The sequence below is a fragment of the Variovorax sp. GW821-FHT10D07 genome (genome assembly GCF_059415325.1).
Genome location: NZ_JBWKMZ010000002.1, coordinates 291,788 through 308,617 on the forward strand (window position 1 = coordinate 291,788; position 16,830 = coordinate 308,617).

General features: G+C 67.6%; 16 protein-coding genes. 5 read left to right on the top strand and 11 right to left on the bottom strand.

Going from position 1 to position 16,830, the window contains the following annotated elements; translation table 11 throughout:
• Window positions 1-22: 22 nt before the first annotated feature.
• From hscA to uvrB, 7 genes are all read right to left on the bottom strand, one after another.
• Entirely contained in the window at window positions 23-1,882 is a 1,860-nt protein-coding gene (gene hscA / locus AC07PU_RS06570; protein ID WP_495316209.1) for a Fe-S protein assembly chaperone HscA, read from the bottom strand.
• Between the two features lie 4 nt (window positions 1,883-1,886).
• A complete protein-coding gene (gene hscB, locus AC07PU_RS06575; RefSeq protein ID WP_495316211.1) occupies window positions 1,887-2,405 on the bottom strand; it encodes a Fe-S protein assembly co-chaperone HscB in 519 nt (172 codons plus the stop codon).
• 63 nt (window positions 2,406-2,468) lie between these two features.
• Window positions 2,469-2,792: an iron-sulfur cluster assembly protein IscA gene (gene iscA, locus AC07PU_RS06580; RefSeq protein ID WP_057593654.1), complete on the bottom strand. Its 324-nt coding sequence runs from the start codon at window positions 2,790-2,792 to the stop codon at window positions 2,469-2,471.
• 1 nt (window position 2,793) lies between these two features.
• The gene (gene iscU / locus AC07PU_RS06585; RefSeq protein ID WP_093342667.1) at window positions 2,794-3,207 is read right to left on the bottom strand and encodes a Fe-S cluster assembly scaffold IscU; all 414 of its coding nucleotides are present in this window, start codon (window positions 3,205-3,207) and stop codon (window positions 2,794-2,796) included.
• 59 nt (window positions 3,208-3,266) lie between these two features.
• On the bottom strand, window positions 3,267-4,487 hold the full coding sequence (locus AC07PU_RS06590) for an IscS subfamily cysteine desulfurase (RefSeq protein WP_495316214.1): 1,221 nt from the start codon (window positions 4,485-4,487) through the stop codon (window positions 3,267-3,269).
• A gap of 108 nt (window positions 4,488-4,595) precedes the next feature.
• Complete coding sequence (iscR, locus tag AC07PU_RS06595) at window positions 4,596-5,132, bottom strand: Fe-S cluster assembly transcriptional regulator IscR (RefSeq protein WP_056580055.1); 537 nt, start codon at window positions 5,130-5,132, stop codon at window positions 4,596-4,598.
• Window positions 5,133-5,371: 239 nt separating this feature from the next.
• Window positions 5,372-7,492, bottom strand: a complete 2,121-nt coding sequence (gene uvrB, locus AC07PU_RS06600; RefSeq protein ID WP_490875560.1) for an excinuclease ABC subunit UvrB — start codon at window positions 7,490-7,492, stop codon at window positions 5,372-5,374.
• Between the two features lie 105 nt (window positions 7,493-7,597).
• Between uvrB and AC07PU_RS06605 the strand changes: the two genes are divergently transcribed.
• The 4 genes from AC07PU_RS06605 to AC07PU_RS06620 all read left to right on the top strand — a co-directional run bounded on the left by AC07PU_RS06605 (window position 7,598) and on the right by AC07PU_RS06620 (window position 11,721).
• Complete coding sequence (locus tag AC07PU_RS06605) at window positions 7,598-8,794, top strand: amino acid aminotransferase (protein ID WP_093342670.1); 1,197 nt, start codon at window positions 7,598-7,600, stop codon at window positions 8,792-8,794.
• 188 nt (window positions 8,795-8,982) lie between these two features.
• The gene (locus tag AC07PU_RS06610) at window positions 8,983-10,437 is read left to right on the top strand and encodes a polyhydroxyalkanoate depolymerase (RefSeq protein WP_495316218.1); all 1,455 of its coding nucleotides are present in this window, start codon (window positions 8,983-8,985) and stop codon (window positions 10,435-10,437) included.
• Window positions 10,438-10,453: 16 nt separating this feature from the next.
• Window positions 10,454-11,086 carry an RnfABCDGE type electron transport complex subunit B gene (locus tag AC07PU_RS06615; protein ID WP_495316220.1) on the top strand — a complete coding sequence of 211 codons (633 nt, stop codon included), beginning with the start codon at window positions 10,454-10,456 and terminating at the stop codon, window positions 11,084-11,086.
• The gene (locus AC07PU_RS06620; protein ID WP_208512238.1) at window positions 11,083-11,721 is read left to right on the top strand and encodes a LysE family translocator; all 639 of its coding nucleotides are present in this window, start codon (window positions 11,083-11,085) and stop codon (window positions 11,719-11,721) included. The genes AC07PU_RS06615 and AC07PU_RS06620 overlap by 4 nt, the downstream gene beginning before the upstream one ends.
• A 13-nt stretch (window positions 11,722-11,734) precedes the next feature.
• On the opposite strand, the gene yedA is transcribed toward AC07PU_RS06620, so the two are convergent.
• Window positions 11,735-12,640: a drug/metabolite exporter YedA gene (gene yedA, locus AC07PU_RS06625; RefSeq protein ID WP_057593646.1), complete on the bottom strand. Its 906-nt coding sequence runs from the start codon at window positions 12,638-12,640 to the stop codon at window positions 11,735-11,737.
• Window positions 12,641-12,757: 117 nt separating this feature from the next.
• Between yedA and AC07PU_RS06630 the strand changes: the two genes are divergently transcribed.
• Entirely contained in the window at window positions 12,758-13,255 is a 498-nt protein-coding gene (locus AC07PU_RS06630; protein ID WP_057593645.1) for an Lrp/AsnC family transcriptional regulator, read from the top strand.
• Window positions 13,256-13,267: 12 nt separating this feature from the next.
• Here AC07PU_RS06630 and AC07PU_RS06635 read toward each other — a convergent pair whose 3' ends face one another.
• From AC07PU_RS06635 to AC07PU_RS06645, 3 genes are read right to left on the bottom strand one after another with little or no spacing between them, the layout of a single operon-like run.
• Window positions 13,268-13,753: a VOC family protein gene (locus AC07PU_RS06635; protein ID WP_495316223.1), complete on the bottom strand. Its 486-nt coding sequence runs from the start codon at window positions 13,751-13,753 to the stop codon at window positions 13,268-13,270.
• Window positions 13,750-14,775: a biotin synthase BioB gene (bioB, locus tag AC07PU_RS06640; protein WP_495316225.1), complete on the bottom strand. Its 1,026-nt coding sequence runs from the start codon at window positions 14,773-14,775 to the stop codon at window positions 13,750-13,752. Before bioB ends, AC07PU_RS06635 begins: the two co-directional genes overlap by 4 nt.
• Window positions 14,775-16,823 carry an acetyl-CoA carboxylase biotin carboxylase subunit gene (locus AC07PU_RS06645; RefSeq protein ID WP_495316227.1) on the bottom strand — a complete coding sequence of 683 codons (2,049 nt, stop codon included), beginning with the start codon at window positions 16,821-16,823 and terminating at the stop codon, window positions 14,775-14,777. Before AC07PU_RS06645 ends, bioB begins: the two co-directional genes overlap by 1 nt.
• Window positions 16,824-16,830 lie beyond the last annotated feature (7 nt).

A 16,830-nucleotide genomic window follows, 5' to 3' on the forward strand; every position in this document is an offset into this window, starting at 1 on the left:
TTGCGGTGTTCTGGACCGTGGACTAAAGCGATTCGACCTTGCGCCCCGAGAGCGCGCGGGCGATGCCGGCATTCATGCGCTGCGCGGCGAAGGGTTCGGTGATCTCGGCCAGCGCCTTGGTCGCGGCTTCGATCGCGGCCGCGTCGCTGCCCTGGGCACCCAGGCGCAGCGCGTCCATCGAGGCATCGATGGCTGCGCGCTCCTCGGCGTCGAGCAGGTCGCCGTCGGCATCGAGCGCGCTCTTCGTCGCGAGCAGCATGCGCTCGGCATCGACGCGGGCCTCGACCAGCGCGCGCGCCTGCATGTCCTGCTGCGCGGTCGAGAAGCTCTCCTGCAACATGGTCGCGATCTGGTCGTCCGAAAGCCCATAGGAAGGCTTGACGGTGACGCTGGCTTCGACGCCGCTCATCTGCTCCTTGGCGCTCACGCTCAGCAGGCCGTCGGCGTCGACCGTGAAGGTCACGCGGATGCGCGCGGCGCCCGCGGTCATCGGCGGAATGCCGCGCAAGGTGAAGCGCGCGAGGCTGCGGCAATCGGCCACCAGGTCGCGCTCGCCCTGCACCACGTGCAGCGCCAGCGCGGTCTGGCCGTCCTGGTAGGTGGTGAAGTCCTGCGCCATCGCGGTCGGGATGGTCTGGTTGCGCGGCACGATGCGCTCGACCAGCCCGCCCATGGTCTCGAGGCCCAGCGACAGCGGAATCACGTCGAGCAGCAGCAGCTCGCCCGCGCCGTTGTTGCCGGCCAGCTGGTTCGCCTGGATCGCGGCGCCGAGCGCGACGACCTCGTCGGGGTTGAGGTTGACCAGCGGCTCGCGCCCGAAGAACTCGGCAACGGCCTCGCGAACCTGCGGCATGCGCGTCGACCCGCCCACCAGCACGATGCCCTGCAGGTCGTCGGCCTTGAGCCTGGCATCGCGCAGCGCCTTGCGCACGGCGGCCAGGGTGCGGTCGGTGAGTGCCTTGGTGGCCGTGTCGAACTGCGCGCGCTGCAGCGCGAAGCGAAGCGGCTGGCCGCCCACGTCGGCGGCGAAGGTCACGGTGTCGGCATCGGTCAGCGCTTCCTTGGCGGCGCGCGCCGCCACGAGCACGGCGGCCTTGTCGGTCTCGCTCGCGGTCTGGACACCGCTTTGCGCCAGCACGAAATCGGCCAGCGCATGGTCGTAGTCGTCACCACCGAGCGCCGAATCGCCGCCGGTCGCGATGACCTCGAACACACCCTGCGTGAGCCGCAGGATGGAGATGTCGAAGGTGCCACCGCCCAGGTCGTAGACGGCGTAGACGCCCTCGCTCGCGTTGTCGAGGCCGTAGGCGATGGCGGCCGCGGTGGGCTCGCTGATCAGCCGCAGCACGTTGAGGCCGGCCAGTTGCGCCGCGTCCTTCGTGGCCTGGCGCTGGCCCTCGTCGAAATAGGCGGGCACGGTGATGACCGCGCCGTAGAGCTCGTCGTCGAAGGTGTCCTCGGCGCGGTAGCGCAGCGTCGCGAGGATCTCGGCGCTGATCTCGACCGGCGACTTGTCGCCCGCCGCGGTGTGCACCTGCACCATGCCGCCGTCGCCACCGCCGATGGCGTAGGACATCGCTTCGCGGTGGGTCACGTCGGCCAGCCCGCGGCCCATGAGCCGCTTGACCGAGGTGATGGTGTTCGAGGGGTCCTGCGCGCGCGCGGCGACCGCGTCGAAACCGATCTGGCGGCGTTCCTTGTCGAGGTAGCGCACCACCGAGGGCAGCAGCACGCGGCCCTGGTCGTCGGGCAGGCATTCGGCGACGCCGTTGCGCACCGAGGCCACCAGCGAATGCGTGGTGCCGAGGTCGATGCCGACGGCGATGCGGCGCTGATGCGGGTCGGGGGCCTGGCCGGGTTCTGAAATCTGGAGGAGAGCCATGCCCTTATTGTCCCAATTGATCCGATTTGGCTTCGACGTCGTGGCCGAAGCGCTCAATGAACATGAGGGCTCTCACCTGCTGCGCGGCGGCGGGGTAGTCGCCCTTCTCGTCGATCAGCCAGTCGAGCGACGAGAGCGCGCGGGCGCGGCCTGCGTCGACCTCGGCTTGCAGCTTGTCGAGCGCGGCGATGGTCTCGACCTCGTCGAGCGCCTCGCGCCATTCCATCTGCTGCATCAGGAAGTCAGGCGGCATCGCCGTGTTGTTTTCGGCATTGACCGGGGCGCCATGGAGCTCGCAGATGTAGCTCGCGCGCCGCACCGGGTCCTTGAGCCGCTGGTAGGCCTCGTTGATGCGCACCGACCATTGCATGGCCACGCGCTGCGCGGCCGCGCCCTGCGCCGCGAAACGGTCGGGATGGGCTTCGCGCTGCAGTTCTTTCCAGCGCGCGTCCAGCGCCGCGCGGTCCTGCGCGAAAGTCGCGGGGGCGGCGAACAGCTCGAAGTCGGTGTCGTTCAGGTTCATGGCAAGAAAAAACCGCCAGCACATGACATGGTGGCGGCTGTTGTCGCGGTCAGCGACTGCGCATCAGATGCGGAAGCTTTCCCCGCAACCGCAGCGGTCGCGCTCGTTCGGGTTGTTGAACTTGAAGCCCTCATTGAGGCCCTCGCGCACGAAGTCCAGCTGCGTGCCGTCAATGTAGGCCAGGCTCTTCGGGTCCACCAGCACCTTCACGCCGTGGTCCTCGAACACCACGTCTTCTGGCGTCAGCTCGTCCACGTACTCGAGCTTGTAGGCCAGGCCCGAGCAGCCCGTGGTCTTCACGCCCAGCCGCACGCCCACGCCCTTGCCTCGCTTGCCGAGGTAGCGATTCACATGGCGCGCGGCGGCTTCTGTCAGCGTGACGGCCATCTCAGTGCACTGCCGCGGCTTCGGCGCTCTTCGCGCCGTGCTTGGCCTTGTAGTCGCTCACGGCCGCCTTGATCGCGTCCTCGGCGAGGATCGAGCAGTGGATCTTGACCGGGGGCAGCGCCAGTTCCTCGGCGATCTGCGCGTTCTTGAGCGCGGCGGCTTCGTCGAGCGTCTTGCCCTTGACCCATTCGGTCACGAGCGACGACGAGGCGATCGCCGAGCCGCAGCCGTAGGTCTTGAAGCGCGCGTCTTCGATCACGCCGGTTTCGGGGTTGACCTTGATCTGCAGCTTCATCACGTCGCCGCAGGCCGGCGCGCCGACCATGCCGGTGCCGACCGAGTCGTCGCCCTTTTCGAAGGAGCCGACGTTGCGCGGGTTTTCGTAGTGGTCGATGACCTTGGAAGAATATGCCATGGTGTACCTCTCAAACTGTGTTCAATCGTGGAGCTTCGGAGCGATCTCGCGTCACTGCCTCAGTGCGCCGACCACTGGATCGTGCTGATGTCGACGCCGTCCTGGAACATTTCCCACAGGGGGCTCAATTCGCGCAGCTTGGCCACGTTGTGCTTGATGGTCGAGATGGCGTAGTCGATCTCTTCCTCGGTCGTGAAGCGGCCGATGGTCATGCGCAGGCTGCTGTGGGCCAGTTCGTCGCTGCGGCCCAGGGCGCGCAGCACGTAGCTGGGCTCGAGGCTGGCCGAGGTGCAGGCCGAACCCGACGACACCGCCAGGCCCTTGATGCCCATGATCAGCGACTCGCCCTCGACGTAGTTGAAGCTCATGTTCAGGTTGTGCGGCACGCGGTGCTCGAGGTCGCCGTTGATGAAGACCTGCTCCACGTCCTTCAGGCCGTCGAGCAGGCGCTTCTGCAGCCGCGCGGCCTTGGCGATGTCTTCCTTCATCTCGAGCTTGGCGATGCGGAAGGCCTCGCCCATGCCCACGATCTGGTGCGTGGGCAGCGTGCCCGAGCGCATGCCGCGCTCATGGCCGCCACCGTGCATCTGGGCCTCGAGCCGCACGCGCGGCTTGCGGCGCACGTACAGCGCGCCGATGCCCTTGGGGCCGTAGGTCTTGTGCGACGCCAGGCTCATCAGGTCGATCGGCAGCTTCGCGATGTCGATCTCGACCTTGCCGGTGGCCTGCGCGGCGTCGACGTGGAAGATCACTCCCCTCTCGCGGCAGATGTTGCCGAGCGCCACGACGTCCTGCACCACGCCGATCTCGTTGTTCACGAACATCACGCTCGCGAGGATGGTGTCGGGACGGATCGCGGCCTTGAATTTCTCGAGGTCGAGCAAGCCGTCTTCCTGCACATCGAGGTAGGTGACCTCGAAGCCCTGGCGCTCGAGCTCGCGCATGGTGTCGAGCACGGCCTTGTGCTCGGTCTTCACCGTGATCAGGTGCTTGCCCTTGCCCTTGTAGAACTGCGCCGCGCCCTTGAGCGCGAGGTTGTTCGACTCGGTGGCGCCCGAGGTCCAGACGATCTCGCGCGGATCGGCGCCAATCAGTTCGGCCACGTAGCCGCGGGCCTTCTCGACCGCCTCTTCCGCTTCCCAGCCCCAGGCGTGGCTGCGCGACGCCGGGTTGCCGAAGTGCTCACGCAACCAGGGAATCATGGCGTCGACCACACGCGGGTCGACCGGCGTGGTGGCGCCGTAGTCGAGATAGATCGGGAAATGAGGAGTTACGTCCATGGCTGGCTCGTGCTGGCGTGGGGGGTTGTTCTTGGTCGCTGTTCGTTCGCTGGCGGCGCCCGGTGGGCGCCGCGTCGGTCTACTCGAAGCTTCGGCGTCGCGCGGTCCTCAGGACTTGGCGAAGACGTTGCCCAGGGCAAACACCGAATTCGGTGCATTGACGCGGATCGGCTTGACCACCGGCTGCGCGGAAATGGCGCGCTTGACGACCGGCTTGTTCTCGATCTGCACGCCCTTGGCGATCTGATCGTCGACCAGCTTCTGCAGGGTGACCGAATCGAGGAACTCGACCATGCGCTGGTTCAGCGAGGCCCAGAGTTCATGGGTCATGCAACGGCCTTGTTCGCCGAGGCAGTTTTCCTTGCCGCCGCACTGGGTGGCGTCGATCGGTTCGTCGACCGACACGATGATGTCGGCCACGGTGATGTCGGCGGCCTTGCGGCCCAGGCTGTAGCCACCGCCCGGACCCCGGGTGGATTCGACGAGTTCGTGACGGCGCAGCTTGCCGAAGAGTTGTTCGAGGTACGACAGCGAAATCTGCTGCCGCTGGCTGATCGCGGCCAGCGTGACCGGACCGGTGTTCTGACGCAGAGCCAGATCGATCATGGCTGTGACCGCAAAACGGCCTTTGGTAGTGAGACGCATCGCAAGCTCCTTTTTAGCGCTTACCGTTGAAATGACACCGTTGCCCGGGAGCCACGGTGATCTCGTCTCCGCCCTGCCCGACTCTTGACACTGGTGAGCCAGTGGTTGTGAGTCGGTCCTTCATCGCGAAGTTTCTTTTTTGTTGAGTGTTTCGCTCAAGTATATCAGAAGCCCCCCGAGTTTGCTCGGGTAAACCCGATTCCGGGCGATCAGGGGCGCCGGCGGCGCAAACCTTCGGCCTACTTGGCCGGCGATATCGCGATGTTGTCGCTGCCCGCGGCGCCGAAGGCCTGCTCGCGCAGCAGTGCCAGTTGGTCGCGCACCCGCGCCGCCTTCTCGAACTCGAGGTTGCGGGCGTGCTCGAGCATCTGCTTCTCGAGCCGCTTGATCTCGCGCGCGATGTCCTTCTCGCTCATGTCCTCGACCTTGGCGCGCTCGAGGTCCAGCTTGGCCATTTCCTTGCCAGTCTTCTCGCTGTAGACGCCGTCGATCAGGTCGCGCACCTGCTTCACGATGCTGCGTGGCGTGATGCCGTTGGCTTCGTTGTGGGCGATCTGGCGCGCGCGCCGGCGCTCGGTCTCGCCGATGGCGCGCTTCATCGATTCGGTCATCCGGTCGGCATACAGGATGGCCTTGCCGTTCAGGTTGCGCGCCGCCCGGCCGATGGTCTGGATCAGCGAGCGCTCGGCGCGCAGGAAGCCTTCCTTGTCGGCATCGAGGATCGCCACCAGCGACACCTCGGGAATGTCCAGCCCCTCGCGCAGCAGGTTGATCCCCACCAGCACGTCGAAAGTGCCCAGGCGCAGGTCGCGCAGGATCTCCACGCGCTCGACCGTGTCGACGTCGCTGTGCAGGTAGCGCACCTTCACGCCGTTGTCGCCCAGGTAGTCGGTGAGCTGTTCGGCCATGCGCTTGGTCAGGGTGGTGATCAGCACGCGCTCGTTCTTCTCGACGCGCACGTGGATCTCCTGCAGCACGTCGTCGACCTGGTGGGTGGCCGGCCGGACCTCCACCTCGGGATCGATCAGGCCGGTGGGCCGCACCAGCTGCTCGACCACCTGGCCGGCGTGCTGCTTTTCGTAGTCGGCCGGCGTGGCCGACACGAAGATGCACTGGCGCATGCGCTTCTCGAATTCCTCGAGCTTGAGCGGCCGGTTGTCGAGCGCGCTCGGCAGCCGGAAGCCGTACTCCACCAGCGTGGTCTTGCGCGCCCGGTCGCCGTTGTACATGCCGCCGAGCTGGCCGATCATCTGATGGCTCTCGTCGAGGAACATCAGGGCATCCTTCGGCAGGTAGTCGGTCAGCGTGGGCGGCGGGTCGCCGGGCGCCGCGCCCGAGAGGTGGCGCGTGTAGTTCTCGATGCCCTTGCAGTGGCCGATCTCGGCCAGCATCTCGAGGTCGAAGCGGGTGCGCTGCTCGAGGCGCTGGGCCTCCACCAGCTTGCCCGCGGCCACCAGTTCCTTGAGCCGCCCGTCGAGCTCGATCTTGATGGTCTCCACGGCCGCCAGCACCTTGTCGCGCGGCGTCACGTAGTGGCTCGAGGGGTAGACCGTGAAGCGCGGCACCTTCTGGCGGATGCGCCCGGTCAGCGGGTCGAACAGCTGCAGCGACTCGATCTCGTCGTCGAACAGCTCGAAGCGGATGGCGAGCTCGCTGTGCTCGGCCGGGAACACGTCGATGGTGTCGCCGCGCACGCGGAAGGTGCCGCGCGCGAAGTCCTGCTCGTTGCGCGTGTACTGCATGCGGATCAGCTGGGCGATCAGGTCGCGCTGGCCGACCTTGTCGCCCACGCGCGCGATCAGCCGCATCTCCATGTAGTCCTCGGGCGTGCCGATGCCGTAGATCGCGCTCACGGTGGCCACGATCACGGTGTCGCGCCGCTCCAGCACGCTCTTGGTGGCCGACAGCCGCATCTGCTCGATGTGCTCGTTGATCGAGGAGTCCTTCTCGATGAACAGGTCGCGCTGCGGCACGTAGGCCTCGGGCTGGTAGTAGTCGTAGTAGCTGACGAAGTACTCGACGGCGTTCTTCGGGAAGAACTCGCGAAATTCGCTGTAGAGCTGGGCCGCCAGGGTCTTGTTGGGCGCGAACACGATGGCCGGGCGCCCGGTGCGGGCGATCACGTTGGCCATGGTGAAGGTCTTGCCCGAGCCAGTCACGCCCAGCAGGGTCTGGAACACCTCGCCGTCGCTCACGCCCTCGACCAGCTGGTCGATGGCCTTCGGCTGGTCGCCGGCCGGCGGATAGGGCTGGTACAGCTCGAAAGGCGAGCCCGGGAAGCTGATGAATTCGCCCTGGGGAGCCGGCCCCACGGGTTCGGCATTGTTCGAGTCTGCTATGGCTTCGTTGATCTCTGGCATGGCTGTACCCGTCAGGTGGCGTGGCGCCGGTAAAATTCAAGGCAACCGCAAAGCTTAAAGCCTCGAGCGGTTGCCAGCGAAGCTTTCATCCCAAAGGACCTTTCCATGTCTATGTTCACCGCGGTCGAGATGGCACCGCGCGATCCGATCCTCGGCCTCAACGAGCAATTTGCCGCCGATACCAACCCCAGCAAGGTCAATCTCGGCGTCGGCGTCTACTACGACGACAACGGCAAGCTGCCCCTGCTCCAGTGCGTGCAGGCGGCCGAGCAGAACATGATGAAAGCGCCCACGGCGCGCGGTTATCTGCCCATCGACGGCATCGCCGCGTACGACAACGCCGTGAAGGTGCTGGTCTTCGGCGCCGACAGCGAACCCGTCACCTCGGGCCGCGTGGCCACGATCCAGGCCATCGGCGGCACCGGCGGCCTCAAGGTCGGCGCCGACTTCCTCAAGAAGCTCAACCCCGCCGCCAAGGTGCTGATCAGCGACCCGAGCTGGGAAAACCACCGCGCGCTGTTCACCAACGCCGGTTTCGAGGTCGAGAGCTACCCCTACTACGACGCCGCCAAGCGCGGCATCGACTTCGACGGCATGCTGGCCGCGCTCAACGCCGCCCCGGCCGGCACCGTGGTCGTGCTGCACGCCTGCTGCCACAACCCGACCGGCTACGACATCACGCCCGCGCAGTGGGACCAGGTCGTCGCCGCCGTCAAGGCCAAGGGCCTGGTGCCCTTCCTCGACATGGCCTACCAGGGCTTCGGCTACGGCCTGCAGGAAGATGGCGCGGCCGTCGCCAAGTTCGTCGACGCCGGCCTGACCTTCTTCGTCTCGACCTCGTTCTCCAAGAGCTTCAGCCTCTACGGCGAACGCGTGGGCGCCCTGTCGGTGCTGTGCGAGAACAAGGAAGAAGCCGCGCGCGTGCTGTCGCAGCTCAAGATCGCGATCCGCACCAACTACAGCAACCCGCCCACGCACGGCGGCGCCGTGGTGGCCGCGGTGCTCGGCAACCCCGAGCTGCGCGCCCTGTGGGAGAAGGAACTGGGCGAGATGCGCGTGCGCATCAAGGCCATGCGCCAGAAGCTGGTCGATGGCCTCAAGGCCGCCGGCGTGAAGGAAGACATGAGCTTCATCACGACCCAGATCGGCATGTTCAGCTACTCGGGCCTGACCAAGGACCAGATGGTGCGCCTGCGCAACGAGTTCGGCGTCTACGGCACCGACACCGGCCGCATGTGCGTGGCCGCGCTCAACAGCAAGAACATCGACCACGTCTGCGCGTCGATCGCCAAGGTCATTTGAGACCCCGCGCCGCGGGCGCGTGAGTGGTTGCGGCCGCGGGTGACTCGCTCGAGTCACCTGCGCGACACAACTTGTTCACGGAAGCCCGCGGCCATCTCCGAGGGCCTTCCCGGGCCTAGGGTTAGGCCCCCTGCGCGTGTCGAAATGCGCTGATATATTGCACCGCAACATTCCAACTCGACACAGCGATGCTCTACCAACTCTACGAAGCCCAGCGTTCCCTCATGGAACCATTCGCGGACTTCGCCCAGGCCGCCTCCAAGCTCTACAGCCCCGGCGCCGTCTGGAGCCAGCTGCCCGGAGCGCAGCGCATGGCGGCGAGCTACGACCTGCTCTACCGCCTCGGCAAGGACTACGAGAAGCCCGAGTTCAACATCAAGTCGGTCAAGGTCGACAGCGACGACGTCGTGATCCAGGAAGTGATCGAGCTGGAAAAGCCGTTCTGCCAGCTGCGGCGCTTCAAGCGCTTCACCGACGAACCGCACATCCTCAAGACGCTCAAGAGCCAGCCCGTGGTGCTGGTGGTGGCGCCGCTGTCGGGCCACTACGCCACCCTGCTGCGCGACACGGTGCGCACCCTTTTGCAGGACCACAAGGTCTACATCACCGACTGGAAGAACGCGCGCCTGGTGCCGCTGTCGGACGGCGAGTTCCACCTCGACGACTACATCAACTACGTGCAGGAGTTCATCCGCCGCCTGCAGGCCGAGTACGGCAACTGCCACGTGGTCAGCGTGTGCCAGCCCACGGTGCCGGTGCTGGCCGCCGTGTCGCTGATGGCCAGCCGCGGCGAGGCGCTGCCGCTCACCATGACGATGATGGGCGGCCCGATCGACGCCCGCAAGTCGCCCACGGCGGTCAACAACCTCGCGATGAACAAGAGCTTCGAGTGGTTCGAGAACAACGTGATCTACCGCGTGCCCCAGGGCTTCCCGGGCGCGGGCCGGCGCGTCTACCCGGGCTTCCTGCAGCACACGGGCTTCGTCGCGATGAACCCCGACCGCCACGCGAGCAGCCACTACGACTACTTCAAGGACCTGATCAAGGGCGACGACGCGAGCGCCGAGGCGCACCGCAAGTTCTACGACGAGTACAACGCCGTGCTCGACATGGACGCCGATTACTACCTCGAGACGATCCGCACCGTGTTCCAGGAATTCGACCTGGTCAACGGCACCTGGGACGTGAAGAGCCCCACGGGCGAGGTCGAGCGCGTGCGCCCGCAGGACATCCGCGCCACCGCGCTGCTCACGGTCGAGGGCGAGCTCGACGACATCTCGGGCTCGGGCCAGACCGAGGCCGCGCACGAGCTGTGCACCGGCATCGCCGATGCGAAGCGCGAGCACTACGAGGTCAAGGGCGCGGGCCACTACGGCATCTTCAGCGGCCGCCGCTGGCGCGAACTGGTCTATCCGAAGATGCAGAAGTTCATCGCCGCCAACGACCAGCCGCAAAGCCGCGCCGGTGAACGCGAGAGCCTGCCGGCCGAGGACAAGGTCAAGCCCGGCCGCAAGCTGGCTACCACCACCGCCAAGGCGCCCGCCAAGAAGTCGGTGCCGGCCAAGAAGGCGGCACCCACCGCGAAGCGCGCGCCCGCCCCGAAGAAGACCGTGGCGCGCAAGACCGCCGCCGCGGCGCGCTGAGCGCCCTCCTCCTCCCGTGAACGGACTGGCCGCACGCATCCACGCCGCACTGCCCCAGACGCAGTGCACCCGTTGCGGCTACCCGGACTGCGAGGGCTATGCGCAGGCCGTGGCGAGCGCCGAGGCCGAGATCAACCAGTGCCCGCCGGGCGGCGCCGAAGGCGTCGAGCGGCTCGCGCGGCTCACCGGCCGCCCCGTGCAGGCGCTCGACCCGGCCTTCGGCACCGAGGGCCCGCGCAGGCTGGCGGTGATCGACGAGGCCTGGTGCATCGGCTGCACGCTGTGCCTCGATGCCTGCCCGACCGACGCCATCCTCGGCATCAACAAGCGCATGCACACCGTGATCGACGCGCACTGCACGGGCTGCGAACTCTGCATCCCGGTCTGCCCGGTCGACTGCATCTCGCTCGAGGACGCCACGCCGGGCCGCACCGGCTGGCAGGCCTGGTCGCCCGCGCAGGCGGCCCATGCCCGCGCGCGCTATGCCCTGCACGGCCAGCATCGGCCCACCGATGCGCGCCAGGGCAAGAAGCGCCCCGAAGCCGAGGTCGCGGCGCCCAGCGCCGAGGCCCGCAAGCGCTCGGTGGTCGAGGCCGCGCTCGCGCGCGCCCGTGCCGCCTCCCAACGTCCTTCCACACCCAAGCCATGAACCTCGACACCCTGCTCGTCTTCGTGCTCGCCTCCCTCGCGCTCGCTGTGATCCCGGGCCCGACCATGCTGCTCGCGCTGTCGAACGGCATCGACGGCGGCATGCGCCGCGCGAGCTGGGGCATCGTCGGCGCCTCGCTCGGCAGCAGCATCGTGATCGCGGTGGTCGCGCTGGGCCTGGGCTCGCTGCTGGCGGCTTCGGAATGGCTGTTCAACGCGATCCGCGTGGCCGGCGTGGCCTACCTCGTGTGGCTCGGCATCAAGCTCTGGCGCAGCGACGCCACCGACCTCGGCGCCGCGCTCGCGAAGTCCTCGCCCGAGAGCCGGCTGCACGGCCGCATCGCCCTGCTGCGCAGCCTCGCGGTGGCGCTGTCGAACCCCAAGTCGCTGCTGTTCTTCGCGGCCTTCCTGCCGCAGTTCGTCGACATCGCGCAGCCGCAGGGCCCGCAGTACCTGCTGCTGGGCGGCATCTTCGTGCTGCTCGACACCTGCGTGATGCTGGCCTATGCCGGTGCCGGCACGCAGGCCGTGCGCTGGCTCTCGAAGCGCGGCCTCAAGGCGCTGAACCGCGGCTGTGCCGTGGGCATGTGGCTGCTCGCGGCCACGCTCGCCGTGTGGCGCCGCCCGGGCGCCTGAGTCACGGGCCCGTTCAGTTCCTGGCCGAGCGCTTGAGCAGCAGCATCAGCACGCCCGCCAGGATCACCGTCACCGCGTACCACTCGAAGCGCGTGACCGTCTCGCCCGCGATCCACACGCCCAGCAGCATCGCGATCACCGGATTGACGAAGGTGTAGCTGGCGGCCAGCGCGGCCGGCGCGCGCGCCAGCAGCAGCATGTAAGCGTTGAAAGCGATCAACGAGCCGAACACCACCAGGTAGAACCAGGCCGCCGTGGCCTGCGGCGCGGGCGGCCACGCCAAGCTTTCGCCCGAGACCGCCGCCAGCACCAGCAGCACCACGCCGCCGCAGATCATCTCGCTCGCGAAGCCCATCGCGCCCGGCGCGAGCGGCAGCGCGCGCTGGCTCAGCACGCTGCCGGCCGACCAGCAGACGCAGGCGATGGAGATCGCGGCCAGCCCGGCCGGCGAGGCCTGGAAGCCGCTGCCCTGGGTCAGCATCAGCACGCCGACCAGGCCCAGCGCGATACCGATCGCCTCGAGCTTCGTCGGCACGATGCCCCAGATCAGGTTGAGCAGCGCGATGATCAGCGGCACCACCGCGATGAAAGCCACCACCAGGCCCGAACCCACCGAGACCTCGGCATGCGCGGTGCCGCCCATGCCGCCGCCCAGCATCAGCGTGCCGACCACCAGCGCGTTGCGCCACTGCAGCCGGTTCGGCCAGGGCGCGCCGCGCCAGCGCATCCAGGCCGCGAGCAGCAGGCCCGCGAACAGAAAGCGCGAGCCCATCTGCAGGAAGGGCGGGAAGCTGATCAGCGCGTACTTGATCGCGAGGTAGGTCGAACCCCAGACCAGCCAGGTGGCGGCGAGGCAGAGCCAGATGATCGGCGGCAGTCCGCCGCGCGCGGACGGCGTGGAAGTAGCGAGCGAGAGCATGTCGAGGGTGTCTGTTGTTGTGGTCCTGAGCCGGTCCATGGTATGAAGGCCGCCACCGCGCTTCCATGCGCAAATCACGGTTATGGCGGCTCGCGGCCGTCGATTTGAAGGACTTCAATGGAATCCACCTTGAACCCCACGCTCGATGCCCACGACACCCGCATCCTGGCCGAGCTGCAGAAGGACGCGCGCCTCACCATGGCCGAGCTCGGCCGCCGCGTGCACCTGAGCCAGCCGGCGGTGACCGAGCGCGTGAAGAAGCTCGAGGCCGCGGGCGTGATCAGCGGCTACCGCGCCACCGTCAACCTGGGCAAGCTGGGCTACGGCATCCGCGCGATGATCCGCGTCGGCCGCGCCGACTACGACCGCGTCGTGAAGCTGGTGCAGGACACGCCCGAATGCGTGAATGCCTACAACGTGACCGGCGAGGACAGCTGGATCCTCGAGATCGCGGTGATCGACGTGAGCCACCTCGACGCGGTGGTCACCAAGTTCTGCATCCTCACCGAGACCGCGACCTCGATCATCCTGAACCCGGCGCGCGAGCACCAGCCGATGCTGCCGCCACACCGCTCGGACGTGAAGCCGCCCATCCGCAAGGTCGTGAACGCCTGAAGGCGCCCGGGCTCAGCGCCCGGCGAGCGCGTCGAAGGCCTTCACCACCTCGGGCGGCGCCTGCACCATCTCGATCAGCACGCCCTCGCCCGCGATCGGGAACTCGTCGCTCGCCTTCGGATGCAGGAAGCAGATGTCGAAGCCCGCCGCGCCCTTGCGGATGCCGCCGGGCGCGAAGCGCACCCCCTGCGACGTCAGCCATTCGACGGCCGTCGGCAAGTCGTCGATCCACAGGCCCACGTGGTTGAGCGGCGTGGCATGCACCGCGGGCTTCTTCTCGGGATCGAGCGGCTGCATCAGGTCGACCTCGACTTTGAACGGGCCGGTGCCGATCGCGCAGATGTCCTCGTCGACGTTCTCGCGCTCGCTTCGGAAGGTGCCCGTGACCTCGAGCCCCAGCATGTCGACCCAGAGCTTCTGCAGCCGGGTCTTGTCGGGACCGCCGATCGCGATCTGCTGGATGCCCAGCACGCGGAAGGGACGTTGGATGGCGCTCATTGGCAGGACTCCGGGTTCGTTTCGGTCGAGGCGCGGTGCGAGCGCAGCCCCAGCTTGCGCAGCAGCTGCACGTCGGCCTCGACGTCGGGATTGCCCGTGACCAGCAGCTTGTCGCCGTAGAAGATCGAATTCGCGCCGGCCATGAAGCACAGCGCCTGCACCGCCTCGCCCATCTGCTGGCGGCCGGCCGACAGGCGCACGCGCGCGGTCGGCATGGTGATGCGCGCGACCGCGATCATGCGCACGAAGTCGAAGGGATCGATCGGTTCCGAGTCGGCCAGCGGCGTGCCGGGCACGCGCACCAGGCTGTTGATCGGCACCGACTCGGGGTACGGATCGAGGTTGGCCAGCTGCGCGATCAGCCCCGCGCGGTGCACCGGCGCCTCGCCCATGCCCACGATGCCGCCGCAGCACACGCTGATGCCGGCGCTGCGCACATGGGCCAGCGTGTCGAGCCGGTCCTGGTAGCTGCGGGTGTCGACGATGTCGGTGTAGTACTCGGGCGCGGTGTCGAGGTTGTGGTTGTAGTAGTCGAGGCCGGCGACCTTGAGCTGCTGCGCATGGTGCGGCTCGAGCATGCCGAGCGTGGCGCAGGTCTGCAGGCCCAGGCCCTTCACGGCCTCGACCAGCACCGCCACCTTCTCGACGTCGCGGTCCTTGGGCGCGCGCCAGGCCGCGCCCATGCAGAAGCGCGTGGCGCCCGCGTCCTTGGCGGCCTGCGCGGCGCGCAGCACCTCGTCGACCTCCATCAGCTTCTGCGCCTTCACGCCGGTGTCGAACTCGGCCGACTGCGGGCAGTAACCGCAGTTCTCGGGGCAGCCGCCGGTCTTCACCGACAGCAGCGTGGCCAGCTCGATGTCGCCCGCGGGAAAGTGCTGGCGGTGCACCGTCTGGGCCTCGAACAGCAGCTCCATCAGCGGCTTGTCGAGCAGCGCCTGGATCGCCTCGACCGACCAGCGGCCCCCGGGCGCCGGCTTCGCGGGCCGGTGCAGCACCACCGCCTGCAGGTCGCTGGCCCCCATCAGTTGAACTCCAGGATGATCTGGTCGACCGCGAGCGACTCGCCCTTGGCCGCGGAGATCTTGCCGACCACGCCGTCCTGCGCGGCGAACAGCACGTTCTCCATCTTCATCGCCTCGATCACCGCGAGCTTCTCGCCGGCCTGCACCTGCTGGCCCGGCTGCACGGCCACCTCGACCAGCAGGCCCGGCATCGGCGACATCAGGAACTTGCTGAGGTCCGGCGGTGCCTTGTGCGGCATCAGCGCGAGCAGGCGCGCGCCCAGCGGCGACAGCACCATGGCCTCGATCTGGCGGCCGTCGTTCGACACCCGCAGCGCCAGCGGATTCTTGCCGGCGCCGCGCTCCACCTGCGCGGTGAAGGGCTTGTCGTTGACGATGCCCTGCACGCGCACCGCGCCCAGCGCGAGGCTGCTGTCGATCTTGTAGGTCTTGCCGTTGACCGTGACCGCGCTCGCGCCGGTCTTGCCGTGGAAGTCGCTCACGGTCACCGGGTGGTGCACGTGCTCGCCCTGCGCGCCGAGCTCGACCACCACGAACTGCTCGCCCACCTTCACGCCGTGGCCTTCGAGCTGGCCGCTGATGCCGGAGGCACGCGCGCGATAGCGGCGGTGCACGTAGGCCGCCAGTGCGACCAGGAAATCGGGCTCGCTGTGCGGCACGTCCTCGGCATGGAAGCCCTTGCCGTAGTGCTCGGCGATGAAGCCGGTGTTGAAGTCGCCGGCCACGAACTTCGGATGCGCGAGCAGCGCGGCCTGGAACGGGATGTTGCTGCTGATGCCGCGGATCACGAAGCCGTTGAGCGCCTCGCGCATGCGGGCGATCGCGTGGTTGCGGTCCTTGCCGTGCACGATGAGCTTGGCGATCATCGAGTCGTAGTACATCGGGATCTCGCCGCCCTCGTACACGCCGGTGTCCACGCGCACGCCCTGCAGGTGCTGGGTGTCGCTCGCGAACATGGTCTCGGCCGGCGGCTGGAATTTCACCAGCCGGCCGGTCGAGGGCAGGAAGTTGCGGAACGGATCCTCGGCGTTGATGCGGCACTCGATCGCCCAGCCGTCGCGCTTGACCTGCTCCTGCGTCAGCGGCAGTTCCTCGCCGGCCGCCACGCGGATCATCAGCTCCACCAGGTCGAGGCCCGTGATGCACTCGGTCACCGGATGCTCCACCTGCAGCCGGGTGTTCATCTCGAGGAAGTAGAAGCTCTGGTCCTTGCCGACCACGAACTCCACCGTGCCCGCGCTCTGGTAGTTCACGGCCTTGGCCAGCGCCACCGCCTGCTCGCCCATCGCCTTGCGCGTGGCATCGCTGATGAAGGGCGACGGCGCCTCCTCGATCACCTTCTGGTGGCGGCGCTGGATCGAGCATTCGCGCTCGTTGAGGTAGATCACGTGGCCGTGCGAGTCGCCGAGCACCTGGATCTCGATGTGGCGCGGCTCCTCGACGAACTTCTCGATGAACACGCGGTCGTCGCCGAAGCTGTTGCGCGCCTCGTTGCGGCAGGAGGTGAAGCCCTCGAAGGCTTCCTTGTCGTTGAAGGCCACGCGCAGGCCCTTGCCGCCGCCGCCGGCCGAGGCCTTGATCATCACCGGGTAGCCGATGTCCTTCGCGATCTCGACCGCGCGCTCGGCGGTCTCGATGGCGTCGTTCCAGCCCGGAATGGTGTTGACCTTGGCCTCGTTGGCGAGCTTCTTCGAGGCGATCTTGTCGCCCATGGCCGCGATCGAATAGTGCTTGGGGCCGATGAAGGCGATGCCCTCTTCCTCGACTCTCTTCGCGAAGCTTTCGTTCTCCGACAGGAAGCCGTAGCCCGGATGCACCGCCTCGGCACCGGTCTTCTTGCAGGCTTCGATGATGCGGTCGGCCAGCAGGTAGCTCTCGCGGCTGGGCGCGGCGCCGATGTGCACGGCCTCGTCGGCCAGCTCGACGTGGCGGGCTTCCTTGTCGGCGTCGGAATAGACGGCGACCGTGAGGATGCCCATCTTCTTGGCAGTTTGGATAACTCGGCAGGCGATTTCCCCGCGGTTCGCAATCAGGATCTTCTTGAACATGTTCTTC